The sequence below is a fragment of the Bacillus sp. CZDM1 genome, assembly GCF_055502545.1.
Genome location: NZ_JBUESO010000008.1, coordinates 163,106 through 176,710, shown reverse-complemented (window position 1 = coordinate 176,710; position 13,605 = coordinate 163,106). Strand labels below are relative to the sequence as shown.

Genomic DNA, 13,605 nt, shown 5'->3' with positions numbered 1-13,605 from the left:
CTCCTAAAGCGGCCATTTCAACAAAACCAAACAGCCTAATTACCTGTATTATATAGGGGATTCCACTATGGATAAGTGAACTACCTCACATTACATTTAAAATTATATGTCTACTTTGTGAAGTGAAAAAATAAAAAACAGCAGAAAATCTGCTGTTTAAGATATGGTTATTACTTCATATCTTGCCGATAACTCAATAAAATCAGCCATACCGCTAATTTTACCTACTGTTAACTTTTCCTCCACTTTGTAATGATCAACGCAGGTTTTACATGCCAAAATCTCCACACCTTTTTCTTCCATTTCTTTCAAGTGAACAGAAACGAAGGAATCCTCTGTCATGGTTAGGACTCCGCTGTTCATACAAAATACAGCAGCAGGAAGTTCTTCTCTTTGCTTCATTAAGGTGAAATAGGTTTCAAGTACGTTCTCTCCAAGAAATTGATCGCCGCGGCCCAGTTGGTTGGAACTAACTAAAATGATCTTGTTTTTCATCTTTTCTTATCGAATTCCTAAAGCGATTTTTGCATAGCGGGACATCATTTCCTTGTTCCATGGCGGGTTAAACACGATATTAACCTCAACCTCTTTTATTTCAGGAATATCTGCTAACGCTCTTTTTACTTGGTCTACTATTGTTCCTGCAAGCGGGCAGCCCATTGAAGTTAACGTCATGGTAATCGTAGTGTTTCCTTCATCGTCCATCTCAGCATCATATACTAAACCTAAATTTACAATATCCACACCTAATTCTGGATCTATTACCAATTCTAATGCACCCATGATATTTTCTTTTAATTCTTCATTCATTTTAAAACACTCCTTTTATTTTAATAAATGTTTCTCAAACCATTCAACAGTGGCTTTTAAACCTTCTCTGCTAACTTTGTGATCAGCTTGTGCATCACTTATAAAGTGAATATTAGATGGTGTTTTCTCATAATTATCCTTTATCGATAGATAAAATTGATACGTTAAGTGAAAGGGTATGATTGGATCCTTTTGTCCATGCCAAAATAATAACGGGCGATTTTCAAGCTTTTCAGGTTGAAGACTTAAATCATATGGACGAAGGAAAGATAATTGCTCTTCAATTTGTTCATCCGTAAAAGAAAGAGTAATCCCAAGGCTTTTCATTTGTTCTAATTGCCAATGTAAATATTCTTCATATGCAGGCATTCCCATTAAGCTGACTGCAGCTTTAATCCATTTATATTTGGTTAAAGCACCCAAGGTAACAATCCCGCCCATTGAAGTTCCAGCAAGTCCAATTTGCTCCTGATCTGCTAATCCCTCATTAACATAGTATTCCTTATAATCGTTTAATTCATGGATAGTCTTAATGACAATTTCCCAAAATTGACTGTATAGATTTTTCTCAGTTAAACCTTGCTCTCTTTCACCATGGTATATCGCCTCTGGTAAGATGACCCGAAATCCCTTTTCCGCTAATAAATAGGCGTAATGAAGGTTGTGCTCCTTTGCACTGGTAAATCCATGGTTAAAAATAATGAGAGGAAGCCTTCTTTGTTGTTCACTGTTATTTACTATATGTAAATGAGGATTATTTTTCAGCAAACTTTTTTCTACGATAATCACTTAGGAAGAACCTCCTGGGTAAATTAATTATATCGGAAATCCGATTCAAATGAAGTGAATTTTTTTACAGGTAAGGTATAAAATTGTTAACATAGTACTTATATACATTTGTAGTGTAACATTTCGTTTGCTATTTATCTAAAGCTTAGACTTATGGAATAAAAAAACAATTAAAGAGGAGTCACTATGGCTGAAAAACATTTAATTGCATTGGACTTAGATGGAACTTTATTAAAAGATGATAAAACGATTTCTGAGAAAACAAAATACGTTTTAAGTAAAGCTCGTGAACAAGGTCATGTGGTTATGATTGCAACAGGAAGACCCTATCGTTCAAGTGAACCCTATTACCACGAACTTAAGCTCGATACTCCCATTGTGAATTTCAATGGTGCCTTTATGCATCACCCGCTAGATTCAAGCTGGGGTTTTTATCATGATCCTCTGGATTTAAAAGTAGCCAAAGATATTGTAGAAGCATGCCGTTCATTCAACTTTCACAATATTATTGCCGAAGTCATTGATGATGTTTATTTCCACTATCATGACGAAAAACTGTTAGATATATTCGGTATGGGGAATCCAAATGTAACAACGGGTGATTTGCGAAATTATTTAAAAGACTCCCCAACTAGTTTGTTAATCCATACGGAGGAAGATGAATTAAAGCAAATCCGCCGACATTTGTCAGATGTTCACGCTGAGGTCATCGACCATCGCAGCTGGGCAGCACCATGGCATGTTATTGAAATTATTAAAACAGGCTTAAGCAAGGCTGTTGGATTAAAAAAGGCTTCAGAATACTTCAACATTCCTCCTGAAAGAATTATTGCTTTTGGCGATGAAGATAATGATTTAGAAATGCTTGAGTATGCTGGTCGTGGTGTAGCCATGGGAAATGGGATTGATAAAGTCAAATCTATTGCAAATGAAGTGACCCTTACGAATGAGGAAGATGGTATCGGGGTATATTTGTCAGATTTGTTAAATATAAAATAATTTAAGTGGTTCACCATTGTTTACCTAAATGAAAAACTCTGATTTGAGCATACTATTTTTGTGAGGCAGTTTACACTGCTTCACACCAAGCTCACCAAATTGGAGGGATTACAATGGGTAAACGAAACAAATCAAAACGCTTTGTCCAGCAAGGAGTGGATACTGTCAGTAAACACGATGAACGTATTCCTTACCACATGACCTACGCTGAAGCGGAAGCCCAGAAAATGTCCAATGTGCGTGACTCCTCGCTTGGAGGGATATAACGATGGGAAACCAGTTATTCCAAGAAGCAAGAAGATTTGTTGAGATGGCGAAAACGGCCGACCCTGCTGAACGTAATTCTGTGGTTTCGAAAGCGAAAAATGCATTAAGTTCAGCATACGCTAATTCAACAGTCGCAGAACAAAGTCAGCTCCAAGAAATGCAAAATGAGCTTGAGCAATTGAAATAATAGAAAAGCTGGCACGTTACCAAAAGCGTGCCAGCTTTTCTTTCTCATCAGGCCGTCATGAACACTTCATGGTTACTACTTTTTCATAATTCTTCTAATTTCGGTCATCATGAAGGCTTTATGGTTCAGGATTTTCTGCTGGAATATTAAAATTTACCTTACTGACTAATTTTTGGTTGTTACTTAACGGTTGGTCATTTAGTTTTCTTGGTAAGAGAGTGGCAGTAACTGTATATTGTCCTTCAGAAACTCTTTTTCCATTTACTTGGTAATTCCATTTTTCTACCTTTTTAAAGGTTTGATGTGGGTCAATCTTAAGGGTTTGCAAGGCCTGTAAAAAAAATCGGCCTTTTGAATATCGATATACCTCATGCCCAGATGCATCTGCCACAGAAATCTCAACATATTGAGATGTAGGAAACTCAAAGCTTATTGGGTGATCCCATGGATTTTTGATTAGTATCTCGAATTCCACCTTCTCATGTCCAGCAATAGGAGTTACTGAAAATTGAAATGGATGATTGTCCTCACCATAATTTGCTTCTCCTTTTAAACTAAAGGGAAATAGAAACAAAATCACACATAAAATACTTCTCACGTTTTACACCCTCCTTATTCACGCCTAAAGAATCCATAAATTCCAGTTGTCTGAATGATATTGGTAAATGCATTTGGATCAACCTCAGCAAGGATACGTTCCAAATCATATAGCTCATAACGGGTAATAACAATCATCAGCATGTCTCTAGATTCATTTGAAAAGGCACCTTTTGCAGGAATCATTGTAATTCCTCTTACTAACTGCGAATGGATAGCTGCCTTTAGCTCATCTGCCTTTTTTGTAATAATCATTGCTGTAAGCTTAGCATGCCTCGTATGGATAGCATCCACTACTCTTGTTGAAGCATATAAGGAAACAATCGTATAGAGGGCTTTTTCCCATCCATATAAAAATCCAGCTGTAATAATAATAAATGCGTTTAAAATAAACATATAACTGCCAATCGGTTTATCTTTCATCCTTGATAAAACCATTGCAATAATATCTAAGCCCCCAGTTGAAGCCCCCCATTTCAAGGTGATTCCAACACCAACTGCTAGTATTACCCCGCCAAATACAGCATTAAGGAGAATATCATTTGAAACTTGTGTAATGGGAATTAATTCTAAGAATAGTGACGATAAAGCCACACTTAAAAAACTATAAATGGTAAAGGATTTACCTACCTTCAACCACCCTAAAATGGCTACTGGTATATTCAGCAATAGTAATAAAAATCCCATTGAAATATTTAAGGGGGTTTGTTCACTTAATACCTTCGATAATAATTGTGCTATTCCAGTAAATCCACTAGAATAAACATTTGCTGGAATTAAAAATAAATTTATTGCCAGGGCATTTAGGAATGCACCCACAATAACAATGATTGATTTTTTGGTTTGCTGCCATATCAAATGCACCATCTCCTTCAACTTTTGAGGTATTATCTCTAAGCAGATAATTGTATTTTTGAGGTGAAACCGATAAACTGAAACTAACTATATTAGCTTGAAAGCAGGTGAGCTTCATGCCGGTAAAAATACTAGCTGACAGCGCATGCGATTTACCAAAAGATTTTTACTCTGCACATAACGTCACATTATTCCCACTTAAGGTACAGGTTAATGGGCAAGAATATGAGGATGTTAAAACAATTGATCCGAAAACTGTGTATGACGCCATACGCGCGGGCGATGTTCCGAAAACGTCTCAGGTTTCTCCTTTATTATTTGAGGAAGTCTTTACTAATATGGCTGAAAATAATGAAGATGGAATATATATTGCTTTTTCTTCAGCATTATCTGGTACATATCAGACATCTGTTATGATTCTTGACCAAGTAAAGGAAAAATATCCAAACTTTAATTTAACGATTGTCGATACAAAATGTGCTTCTCTTGGTTTTGGCCTTGTCGTAAAAGAAGCAGCAAGGCTTGCAGCTGAAAATGTCTCAAAGGAAGAAATTTTAAATGATGTGTTATTTCGCAGTCAGCATATGGAGCATTTGTTTACAGTAGAGGACTTAGATTATTTAGCTAAAGGCGGTCGTGTATCGAAAGCTTCGGCTTTTTTGGGTGGATTACTGAATATAAAACCTATTTTGAATGTAGACGATGGAAAACTCGTTCCAATTGAAAAAATACGAGGAAAAAAGAAGGTTTTTCGTCGAATACTTGATATCATGAGAGAACGCAGTGACAACTTTAATGATCAAGTTGTCGGAATAAGTCACGCTGATACTGTAGAGACAGCCTCCGAAGTGAAAGCAATGATTGAGGAGGAATTAAATCCAAAAGAGGTTTTCATCTCTTCTATCGGCTCAGCAGTTGGTGCCCACACAGGTCCAGGCACAATTGCCATTTTCTTTTTAAATAAACTGCCATCATAATAAAAATAAGCGGGAAAACTCCCGCTTATTTCTTATTTATGGTCCGTTTTTTTCGAATATTGATTTTTACCTGCTTGGCGATTTTTTTCTCGCATCATGTTTTTCTCATGTCTTAATGCATTATTGTCTTGTGCTTTTTTATCATTATCTGATGTATGCGGCATATAAATACCCCTTTCAAAATTCCTTCAGTGGTTAGTTTCCGTCATTTTGAATTAGAGTATGTATCATATACTAATCTTTTTTCAAGTAGGTCCAGCTTCCTTCTTGATATACTCGACCGTCTTTCATTAGTTTTCCAAGTGCACGCTTAAAAGCACCTTTACTTAACTGAAAACGTTCTTGTATCTCCTCTGGCATACTTTTATCATTAAATGGCATGGCACCATTTCTGCTCATTAAATACTCATAGACACGTTCAGCTTCGAGATCCTGTGATTCCTGTTTCCTCGGCAGTAAAGAAACATTCACTGTCCCATCTTCCTTAACATCGATAATTCGCCCTTCTGCCATTTGCCCTAACCGCGGCTCTTTTTGTCTTTGAGACTCATGAATAAAGCCTTTATAGCCTTCAATGGTATAGATCCAGCTGCCAACCTTTGCTGTCCGATAGATATGCCCTTGAATATTTTTGTTAAAATCAGCCCTAGTCGCCTTTGTTGAAATTGATTCAATGACAGGGTCAGTTGCTAGCTTTGCATATAAAAGATAATTGTTATTTACCCTTAAGGTAACATAAACCAAATCCCCTGCCATAGGCCAGACTGATTTATGGACTGGAAGATCATCAATCCCTAATAATAAATCTTTTTTAATCCCAATATCCAAAAACACCCCAACATGAGGGTTGGAATCTACTACTTTAAGCCAAGCGTATTTGCCAATCGCTACTTCAGGTATGGTTGTAGAAGCAGACGTCCTGCCTTCGGAGTCAACATAAAGAAAAACCTCAACGGATTCATCTTCTTCATATTCTCGGTCAGCCTCATTTATATGCAGCAAAACATCTTCATTTCCATCTGTTAAAAAATAGCCGAAGTCGGCTTTTCGTGCTACCGTTAAAGTAACGGTTTGACCTATAAGTTCTTGTAAAGACATCTTAACTCACCTTTTCTCTCCTATAGTTGTCCATAGGGTTGTTTGACTTGCTATATTTTACTATAATGTAGCCATAAAGGGAAACTTTAGCAGGATTACATACCGTTATTAAAAATATATTGGAGGTATTATTACTATGGCCAAAGATGAATCATTTGATATTGTATCCAAAGTAGAATTTACTGAAGTCAATAATGCAATTACTGCAACAATGAAGGAAATTAAAACCCGTTATGATTTTAAAGGCAGTAAAAGTGAGGTTACACTAGATAAAGAAGAACTTGTTCTAGTTTCAGATGATGAATTTAAGATGGACCAGTTAAAAGACGTCTTGCTTGGCAGGTTAATCAAAAGAGGGGTTCCTGTGAAGAATCTTGATTATGGCAAAATGGAAAAAGCATCTGGGGGGACTGTTCGTCAAAGAGCAAAGCTGGTTCAAGGAATTGATAAAGAAAATGCAAAAAAAATTAATACGATTATTAAAAATAGCGGTCTTAAGGTAAAAAGCCAAATTCAAGACGATCAAGTCAGGGTTAGCGGTAAAAACCGTGATGATTTACAAAAGATTATTTCATTGGTACGAGAAGCAGACCTAACGGTCGATGTTCAATTTCTTAATTACAGATAATAACTCTCTAAAAGGTGAAAAGGAGATCTCTTTTCACTAGGTGAAAAGGAATTATTTCTTTTCACCTTTTTTATTTGCTCATATTTTCTTACATATTCCTCAAACTAAAATGGTAAATATCCTTGGAGGTAAAATAAATGACCAACAATAATCAACAACATCAAAAGAAGGCTTTCCCACCACAGCATCAGAATCATCAGCCTGGCATTGAAAGTGAAATGAATCCTCGTCCAATTTCAGTTGATTCGAACTATAAAAGTGCTGGGAAACTAGCTGGTAAAACAGCCATTATTACTGGGGGGGATAGTGGAATTGGTAAATCAGTAGCCATTTATTTTGCAAAAGAAGGGGCAGATGTTGCCATCTCCTACTTAGAGGAGCACCAGGATGCAGAAGAAACAAAAGCACTAGTTGAAGCAGAAGGCCGTAAATGCCTGCTCTTTTCCGGCGATATTGGCAATGAAGATTTTTGTAAGGATATTGTTAATCAAACAAAAGACCAATTTGGAAAAATTGATATTTTAGTCAACAATGCAGCAGAGCAGCATCCTCAACAGAGTCTGCTAAATATCACTTCTGCTCAGCTTGAAAAAACCTTCCGAACCAATATTTTTTCCTATTTCTATATGTCTAAAATGGTACTGCCTTACCTGAAACAAGGTGCCGCTATTATCAATACAACCTCTATCACTGCCTATGCTGGACATGAACAATTATTAGATTACTCTGCTACAAAAGGTGCCATCGTGACCTTTACACGTTCACTGGCAAAATCACTTGCACCACAAGGAATTAGAGTTAACGGTGTCGCACCGGGTCCGATATGGACACCGCTCATTCCCTCAACATTCACTGAAGACCAAGTCGTAAGCTTTGGAACCGATACCCCAATGGGCAGAGCAGGGCAACCCTATGAACTTGCCCCAAGTTATGTATATCTGGCGTCTGATGATTCTTCCTATGTAAGCGGCCAAATCATCCATGTTAACGGTGGAAAAATCATTAATGGATAGGGGATTCCCTTAGAAAAAATGCGATGCTTCCATTTAGGAGCATCGCGTTTTTTCGTTATTCTTTTCTTCTTTTCCTTACTTTTATTATGAATATAGTGAATAAGATGTAGACAACTACTAGTGAACCAATTAGTGTCAGATTAATTCCGCTCTTATTGGCTAACACATAAATCTCTGCCTCATCCCGGTCAATAATGAGATCATATTGGTTATCATCATTACTCCTGACCAGGTCTCCATTAAGCATACCGCGCAGTTCTTTTCCACCTTCAATATGTTCCTTGTTTAACGTCACATTTTGAGATTCACTTGTATTATTAATGGCAATAATCGCGGTTTCATCTTGGTAGACGCGTTTATAAACAGCCATTCCATTTTTTTCATAAAGCATCTCCATACTTCCCCTCGTCAAGGAAGGAAGCTGATTTCTTACTTCGCCGAGCTTTGTAATATAATCAATAAGTTCCTTTTCTGTCCTAAAATTCATTGGCTGCCGATTATCTGGAATCTCTCCGCCGTTTAAAGCAATTTCACTGCCATAAAAGACAACAGGGATTCCAGGAGTAGAATAAATATAGGTTAATGCAGTCCTCCAGCGAGCTCCTGGAAAATGTTTATTCTTTACGATATCATTCGTAAACCTCGTAGTCATTTCATTATCAAAAAATTGTGGCTGTAATTCAGGCTTTTGAACCTTATTTTCATTCAGCTCGCTAAAAGCTCGATTGGTCGTAGCGAAAACATTCCTTAACTGTTCACTATGTTGATAATCGGTAAGACTGTCAATGCCTGCATTCTTATATTTATCAGGATCAACATTACTGTTAAGAGAAGTAATCCCTAATAGAAAAAAGTTATCCTTTTCCTTTTTTACTTCATTTGAAAAATCACTCCAAAAGGCTTCGGGTACATGATTTACCTCAGGGAGTGTATACCCGTCTATATCCGTCTCATTTATCCACCACTTAGCCGCATCGATTAAATAAGCTTTTACCTCAGGGTTGTCCTGATTAAGATCAGGCAAAGCATTAGAATTACTACTATCACTTTTCTCATTAAACCAATTTTGCTTTGTTTCATCTTTCACCCAGGGGTGTTCTGTGGAGACATTATTGGTTACAAAATCAATGAGTACCTTCATATCACGTTGATGTGCTTCTTGCACAAGTTTCTTAAATGTCTTTAGAGAGCCAAAATGCTCATCAGGCTGATAAAAGTCATTTACCCAATAGCCATGATACCCACCAGCAGTATTATCGAATATGGATGTTAGCCGGATTGCTGTGAATCCCATGTCCTTAAGATAATCGAGCTTATCAATGACTCCCTGAAAATCTCCGCCATTATAGGCTAAAGGGTCTAAAGTATTAACATCAATATCATTCTTCGTATTAGCATTAAAAAAACGATCCACCATTATGGAATATACAGTTTCATCCTGCCATTCCCGGGTCTTCCCCACTGCGGCCCCGTAAGCTGGCACGCTTGAAAAAATAAAAATACAAAATAAAATGAGTGTAATCAAGGTTTTTTTCATCTTCAATCCCCTTCCATACACTCATTTTAATCTAATAAAGTTGTGAAACCAACTATAAACGTCTAGGCATTTACTATATTAATATTGTAATCTTTAAACCAAATATCTAATTGAATAAAATAGGCCAATAGCTGTGGTCCTGACATTAACTGACCAAACCATGGCTCTTTGAAGGAATTACCTCCGGATTCCACCAGTTCATTTAGTAAAGTTCGATTGAATAATTCGTATAGTACCGAGGACTTATCTGTTAATATCTCCTTCAATTGATGTTGAACAGCACGTGTATATTCTGGATTATGGGTTTTTGGATACGGACTTTTCTTACGATAGAGTACTTCATCAGGAATAATTCCTTCAAATGCTTTTCTTAAAATTCCCTTTTCCCTGCCATGAACCATTTTTATATCCCACGGTATGTTCCAGACGTATTCCACAAGACGATGGTCCGCAAAAGGGACTCTGACTTCTAGACTTGCTCCCATACTCATTCTATCTTTACGGTCAAGGAGCGTTGTCATAAAATGTGTCATATTAATATAAAAAAGCTCCCGCCGTTTTGCTTCTTCGATGCTTTCTCCATCCAATTTAGGAGTTTCCTGAACGGCTTGCTTATACTTTTCAATCACGTAATCCGTTAATTTAAGTCTTTGCTGCCAATCCGCTCTTAATAAGTTATTTCTTTCATTAACCGAACGCATCCAAGGGAAACCTGGTCTCTCTAAATCTTCCTTGCGGTGAAACCAAGGGTAACCGCCAAAAATCTCATCCGCACATTCCCCAGAAAGACTAACAACAAAGTCCTTTTTTATTTCCTTACAAAACCAAAGCAAGGAGGAATCAATGTCAGCCATACCAGGACAGTCACGAACATGAACCGCTTCTGTTAAGTCTTTCACTAATTGCTCCTGAGAAATGGTTTTAAAATGGTGCTTTGTATCAAACTCGCTTGTCACAATTTTAATCCACTTCTCATCCGCATTTGGCTGGAATTCGTTTGCTTTGAAAAAGCGGTCGTTTCCTTCATAGTCAATAGAATACGTATGAAGCTGACCTTTACCTTGGTTCTTAAAGCCTTGTGCAGCAATAGCGGTAATAATACTTGAATCAAGCCCGCCTGATAAGAAGGTAGAAAGCGGAACATCGGATACAAGCTGTCTTGTTACAGCATCTGTTACCAAATAACGTACTTTTTCAGCTGTTTCTTCTACACTATCCCTGTGCACATCACTCTTTACATTCCAATAGCGCCAAATCTTTAAGCCCTTTTTTGAAAATGTCATGGCGTGTGCCGGCCGCAGCTCCTTAATGCCTTTAAAAATTCCAGATCCTGGAGTCCTTGAAGGTCCTAAACCAAAAATTTCAGCAAGCCCCTCATATTCTAGCTCTGTTTTCATTCCAGGGTTCGCAAGAATTGCCTTTATTTCCGAAGCAAATACAATCCCATTATTTAATTCTGTAAAAAACAATGGTTTAACTCCTAATCGATCCCGTCCAATAAAAAGCTGCTCTCTCTTTTGGTCCCAAATAGCAAAAGCATAGATACCATTTAAATGATTTACGCACTCTTCTGCCCATTCTATATAGGCATTTAACAGAACTTCTGTATCAGAATGACCTTTGAAAGAATATCCTTTAGTAAGGAGAATTTTGCGGATATCTTCAGTATTGTACAACTCCCCATTGTAACAAATTGTATATTGTATACCATCTTTTTGTTTAGTCATTGGCTGTCTTCCCCCTTCAGGGTCCACAACTATCAGCCGCTTATGACCAAAGCCAACATGAGTTTTCAGCCAAAGGTTAGTCTCATCTGGCCCCCTTTTCGCAAGGGTATTTGCCATTTTTTCCAATGTATCTTTTTCACTCTTAATATCTATTGTAAAATCAACCCACCCTGTTACTCCGCACATAATAAACTCTCCTCTCTCCAGTTTATAAGCTGGATAAACGTTACATGTTTTATAGTATTCAGCCCAATTTATTTGGTAAATTGTCCAAATTAAAGATAAACAAGTTATAAAATCTCATAAAGATGTCTACAAAGAAAATGAAGTATTAGGCACGGAGGTTAAACATGAATCGACAACAAAGAACGAAACTTTTGGATTTTCAACTGAGGGCCTATAACGAAGGAACAGTTGAACAAATAAGTGATCAATGGATATTTTTTGATCAAGAAACAGAAGAAGCAGCAATGCTGGATGACTTTCTTCAACAAGAGATTGAAATATTTCGCGTTAATCGATGGAAGAAAGGAATTTTAATTGAAACTGGGAAGATACGAAGTGGAAATGAGGTCATTATGCTTCGTGACCATGATTTGGTTAGAATAAGGAAGCATTTAATCTACTCGTTGGAAAGACTTTTAGAGGGAATGAATGATGACGCCTTTTTTCAATTTGTCACAACATTAAACTCGTTAGATTTTTCTATATATGATTGTATCTATTGTTACAATCACCTATCTTTCTTATCAGATGAAAAACGTAGAGATGGGGTAAATTTTATTGTTTTCGATAACCAGGAACAAATCTGTAATGTGCAGCATCATTTTTGTTATTTTGAAAAAGTCAATGATCGGTTTGAATTCACCTTAAATACCGGAAAACGATTGGTTATCGAAAAGATGATCTCTTAATAATTAAAGGTGTGTTTTCATAAAGAAGAAAACACACCTAATTTTTATTTAGTTAGTTTCCTATATATTTTGAATAGAGGGATTTTGCTTTTACGATGTCATTTGTTCCATGGACAAGAACTCTACCATCCTTGAATACGACGATTATTGTTTCTGGATCAGGAGAGAACCGAAGTAAAAATTGGTTTCCGGTAACTTTTCCATTCTTTTTTAAGTGTTCACTAAGTTTTGTTAAGTCTCGTTCGCGCTTTTCTCTAAAATAGATTTGCACGGTATCTCGACCGCAAAGAGAACTATAAGCTTCTTGAAGGGCTGACGAACGATCTAGAAAGTCATATTGATGGTGTACACATGCAGGACATTGTGGATTTTTCCCTGCACTTATATCCATTGAAAAAAAGGTAGTATCCCATATATCAATTTGCTCAAGGTTAGAACTTGTGGAGGCTCCTATTAATAGTTTAATTGCTTCCATTGCTTGAAAGGAACCAATTATATCTGTTATTGGTGACAGAACACCAATCGTGTCACAGGTTTCACCCCTGCCAGCTGGCACATGTGGAAATAGACAGCGATAGCACGGAGTAATTCCAGGTTTAATAACGGCAAACATTCCTCTTGAGCTGACGGCTGCCCCATGGACCCAAGGAATCCCATACTTAACAGCAACATCATTGATTAAGTAACGGGTCACAAAATTATCCGTACCATCAACAATGACATCAAACCCTTCTAATAATTCCTCTGCATTATCAAGGTTTAAATCTGTGATAACGGCGTCAACAGTAACAGTAGAGTTAATCGTTTTCAGCCTCTTCCCCGCTGCAACTGCCTTTGGAAGATTTAGATTAACATCTTCTTCGTTAAAAAGTGATTGACGCTGCAGATTGGAAAGGTCAACTACATCTCTATCAATTAACCTTATGTATCCCACACCCGATCGGACCAAATGATTGGCACATACTGTTCCGAGTGCTCCAACACCGACAATAGCCACCTTGCTTTTCAGCAATTTCACCTGTCCCTCTTTCCCTATTCCTGAAAAAAGAATTTGTCTTCCGTATCGTCCTAAATCGTCCATATGTGATCCTCTTTTCTATATTAGTAATACATACTAACGAGTCACGTAATCTACGTTAATTTTAATTTAAATTTAGAAAACTTTAAATATTAAATATATAAAAATAATTGTATAATAGGAATTGGG

The 13,605-nt window shown here is 37.0% G+C and carries 17 protein-coding genes; 7 read left to right on the top strand and 10 right to left on the bottom strand.

Going from position 1 to position 13,605, the window contains the following annotated elements; all coding sequences use genetic code 11:
* Nucleotides 1-156: 156 nt before the first annotated feature.
* The 3 genes from ACY3XC_RS18925 to ACY3XC_RS18915 are packed head-to-tail and all read right to left on the bottom strand — an operon-like array spanning nucleotide 157 to nucleotide 1,599.
* A complete protein-coding gene (locus ACY3XC_RS18925) occupies nucleotides 157-495 on the bottom strand; it encodes a DsrE family protein (RefSeq protein WP_179158308.1) in 339 nt (112 codons plus the stop codon).
* A 6-nt stretch (nucleotides 496-501) separates the two neighbouring features.
* Entirely contained in the window at nucleotides 502-810 is a 309-nt protein-coding gene (locus ACY3XC_RS18920; protein ID WP_179158307.1) for a metal-sulfur cluster assembly factor, read from the bottom strand.
* 15 nt (nucleotides 811-825) lie between these two features.
* The gene (locus tag ACY3XC_RS18915; protein WP_464869903.1) at nucleotides 826-1,599 is read right to left on the bottom strand and encodes an alpha/beta fold hydrolase; all 774 of its coding nucleotides are present in this window, start codon (nucleotides 1,597-1,599) and stop codon (nucleotides 826-828) included.
* 186 nt (nucleotides 1,600-1,785) lie between these two features.
* Here ACY3XC_RS18915 and ACY3XC_RS18910 point away from each other — a divergent pair, with 186 nt between their 5' ends.
* The 3 genes from ACY3XC_RS18910 (at nucleotide 1,786) to ACY3XC_RS18900 (ending at nucleotide 3,052) form a co-directional block, all read left to right on the top strand.
* Nucleotides 1,786-2,598 carry a Cof-type HAD-IIB family hydrolase gene (locus ACY3XC_RS18910; protein ID WP_464869902.1) on the top strand — a complete coding sequence of 271 codons (813 nt, stop codon included), beginning with the start codon at nucleotides 1,786-1,788 and terminating at the stop codon, nucleotides 2,596-2,598.
* Between the two features lie 113 nt (nucleotides 2,599-2,711).
* Nucleotides 2,712-2,864, top strand: a complete 153-nt coding sequence (locus tag ACY3XC_RS18905) for a hypothetical protein (RefSeq protein WP_179158304.1) — start codon at nucleotides 2,712-2,714, stop codon at nucleotides 2,862-2,864.
* Nucleotides 2,865-2,866: 2 nt separating this feature from the next.
* Nucleotides 2,867-3,052: a DUF3813 domain-containing protein gene (locus ACY3XC_RS18900; protein ID WP_095248599.1), complete on the top strand. Its 186-nt coding sequence runs from the start codon at nucleotides 2,867-2,869 to the stop codon at nucleotides 3,050-3,052.
* 118 nt (nucleotides 3,053-3,170) lie between these two features.
* On the opposite strand, the gene ACY3XC_RS18895 is transcribed toward ACY3XC_RS18900, so the two are convergent.
* Together ACY3XC_RS18895 and ACY3XC_RS18890 are read right to left on the bottom strand one after the other, a co-directional pair.
* Nucleotides 3,171-3,650, bottom strand: a complete 480-nt coding sequence (locus ACY3XC_RS18895; protein ID WP_464869901.1) for a BsuPI-related putative proteinase inhibitor — start codon at nucleotides 3,648-3,650, stop codon at nucleotides 3,171-3,173.
* 14 nt (nucleotides 3,651-3,664) lie between these two features.
* Nucleotides 3,665-4,507, bottom strand: a complete 843-nt coding sequence (locus ACY3XC_RS18890; protein WP_464869900.1) for a YitT family protein — start codon at nucleotides 4,505-4,507, stop codon at nucleotides 3,665-3,667.
* Between the two features lie 113 nt (nucleotides 4,508-4,620).
* Here ACY3XC_RS18890 and ACY3XC_RS18885 point away from each other — a divergent pair, with 113 nt between their 5' ends.
* Nucleotides 4,621-5,481: a DegV family protein gene (locus tag ACY3XC_RS18885; protein WP_464869899.1), complete on the top strand. Its 861-nt coding sequence runs from the start codon at nucleotides 4,621-4,623 to the stop codon at nucleotides 5,479-5,481.
* Between the two features lie 32 nt (nucleotides 5,482-5,513).
* On the opposite strand, the gene ACY3XC_RS18880 is transcribed toward ACY3XC_RS18885, so the two are convergent.
* Nucleotides 5,514-5,645 carry a DUF3941 domain-containing protein gene (locus tag ACY3XC_RS18880; RefSeq protein ID WP_081810752.1) on the bottom strand — a complete coding sequence of 44 codons (132 nt, stop codon included), beginning with the start codon at nucleotides 5,643-5,645 and terminating at the stop codon, nucleotides 5,514-5,516.
* A gap of 70 nt (nucleotides 5,646-5,715) precedes the next feature.
* Entirely contained in the window at nucleotides 5,716-6,579 is an 864-nt protein-coding gene (locus ACY3XC_RS18875) for a CvfB family protein (protein WP_179158299.1), read from the bottom strand.
* A 136-nt stretch (nucleotides 6,580-6,715) separates the two neighbouring features.
* Between ACY3XC_RS18875 and ACY3XC_RS18870 the strand changes: the two genes are divergently transcribed.
* Both ACY3XC_RS18870 and ACY3XC_RS18865 read left to right on the top strand, forming a co-directional pair.
* Nucleotides 6,716-7,207: a YajQ family cyclic di-GMP-binding protein gene (locus ACY3XC_RS18870; RefSeq protein ID WP_179158298.1), complete on the top strand. Its 492-nt coding sequence runs from the start codon at nucleotides 6,716-6,718 to the stop codon at nucleotides 7,205-7,207.
* Between the two features lie 137 nt (nucleotides 7,208-7,344).
* Nucleotides 7,345-8,220, top strand: coding sequence for an SDR family oxidoreductase (locus ACY3XC_RS18865; protein ID WP_179158297.1), 876 nt, complete (start codon nucleotides 7,345-7,347; stop codon nucleotides 8,218-8,220).
* Between the two features lie 55 nt (nucleotides 8,221-8,275).
* Here the strand turns inward: ACY3XC_RS18865 and ACY3XC_RS18860 are convergent, their stop codons facing one another.
* Entirely contained in the window at nucleotides 8,276-9,757 is a 1,482-nt protein-coding gene (locus ACY3XC_RS18860) for an alpha-amylase family glycosyl hydrolase (protein ID WP_464869898.1), read from the bottom strand.
* 62 nt (nucleotides 9,758-9,819) lie between these two features.
* A complete protein-coding gene (gene asnB / locus ACY3XC_RS18855) occupies nucleotides 9,820-11,670 on the bottom strand; it encodes an asparagine synthase (glutamine-hydrolyzing) (protein ID WP_464869897.1) in 1,851 nt (616 codons plus the stop codon).
* Between the two features lie 164 nt (nucleotides 11,671-11,834).
* Here asnB and ACY3XC_RS18850 point away from each other — a divergent pair, with 164 nt between their 5' ends.
* Nucleotides 11,835-12,398, top strand: a complete 564-nt coding sequence (locus ACY3XC_RS18850) for a DUF2777 domain-containing protein (protein ID WP_464869896.1) — start codon at nucleotides 11,835-11,837, stop codon at nucleotides 12,396-12,398.
* A 52-nt stretch (nucleotides 12,399-12,450) separates the two neighbouring features.
* Here the strand turns inward: ACY3XC_RS18850 and ACY3XC_RS18845 are convergent, their stop codons facing one another.
* Nucleotides 12,451-13,479, bottom strand: a complete 1,029-nt coding sequence (locus tag ACY3XC_RS18845; protein WP_464869895.1) for a ThiF family adenylyltransferase — start codon at nucleotides 13,477-13,479, stop codon at nucleotides 12,451-12,453.
* Between the last annotated feature and the right edge of the window lie 126 nt (nucleotides 13,480-13,605).

Excerpts from the sequence above, each read along its gene's own strand:
- ACY3XC_RS18850 (WP_464869896.1), top strand. The coding sequence starts at position 11,835 with ATGAATCGACAACAAAGAACGAAACTTTTGGATTTTCAACTGAGGGCC.
- asnB (WP_464869897.1), bottom strand. The coding sequence starts at position 11,670 with ATGTGCGGAGTAACAGGGTGGGTTGATTTTACAATAGATATTAAGAGT.
- ACY3XC_RS18870 (WP_179158298.1), top strand. The coding sequence starts at position 6,716 with ATGGCCAAAGATGAATCATTTGATATTGTATCCAAAGTAGAATTTACT.
- ACY3XC_RS18905 (WP_179158304.1), top strand. The coding sequence starts at position 2,712 with ATGGGTAAACGAAACAAATCAAAACGCTTTGTCCAGCAAGGAGTGGAT.
- ACY3XC_RS18885 (WP_464869899.1), top strand. The coding sequence starts at position 4,621 with ATGCCGGTAAAAATACTAGCTGACAGCGCATGCGATTTACCAAAAGAT.
- ACY3XC_RS18875 (WP_179158299.1), bottom strand. The coding sequence starts at position 6,579 with ATGTCTTTACAAGAACTTATAGGTCAAACCGTTACTTTAACGGTAGCA.
- ACY3XC_RS18925 (WP_179158308.1), bottom strand. The coding sequence starts at position 495 with ATGAAAAACAAGATCATTTTAGTTAGTTCCAACCAACTGGGCCGCGGC.
- ACY3XC_RS18880 (WP_081810752.1), bottom strand. The coding sequence starts at position 5,645 with ATGCCGCATACATCAGATAATGATAAAAAAGCACAAGACAATAATGCA.
- ACY3XC_RS18845 (WP_464869895.1), bottom strand. The coding sequence starts at position 13,479 with ATGGACGATTTAGGACGATACGGAAGACAAATTCTTTTTTCAGGAATA.
- ACY3XC_RS18900 (WP_095248599.1), top strand. The coding sequence starts at position 2,867 with ATGGGAAACCAGTTATTCCAAGAAGCAAGAAGATTTGTTGAGATGGCG.
- ACY3XC_RS18910 (WP_464869902.1), top strand. The coding sequence starts at position 1,786 with ATGGCTGAAAAACATTTAATTGCATTGGACTTAGATGGAACTTTATTA.
- ACY3XC_RS18865 (WP_179158297.1), top strand. The coding sequence starts at position 7,345 with ATGACCAACAATAATCAACAACATCAAAAGAAGGCTTTCCCACCACAG.
- ACY3XC_RS18860 (WP_464869898.1), bottom strand. The coding sequence starts at position 9,757 with ATGAAAAAAACCTTGATTACACTCATTTTATTTTGTATTTTTATTTTT.
- ACY3XC_RS18920 (WP_179158307.1), bottom strand. The coding sequence starts at position 810 with ATGAATGAAGAATTAAAAGAAAATATCATGGGTGCATTAGAATTGGTA.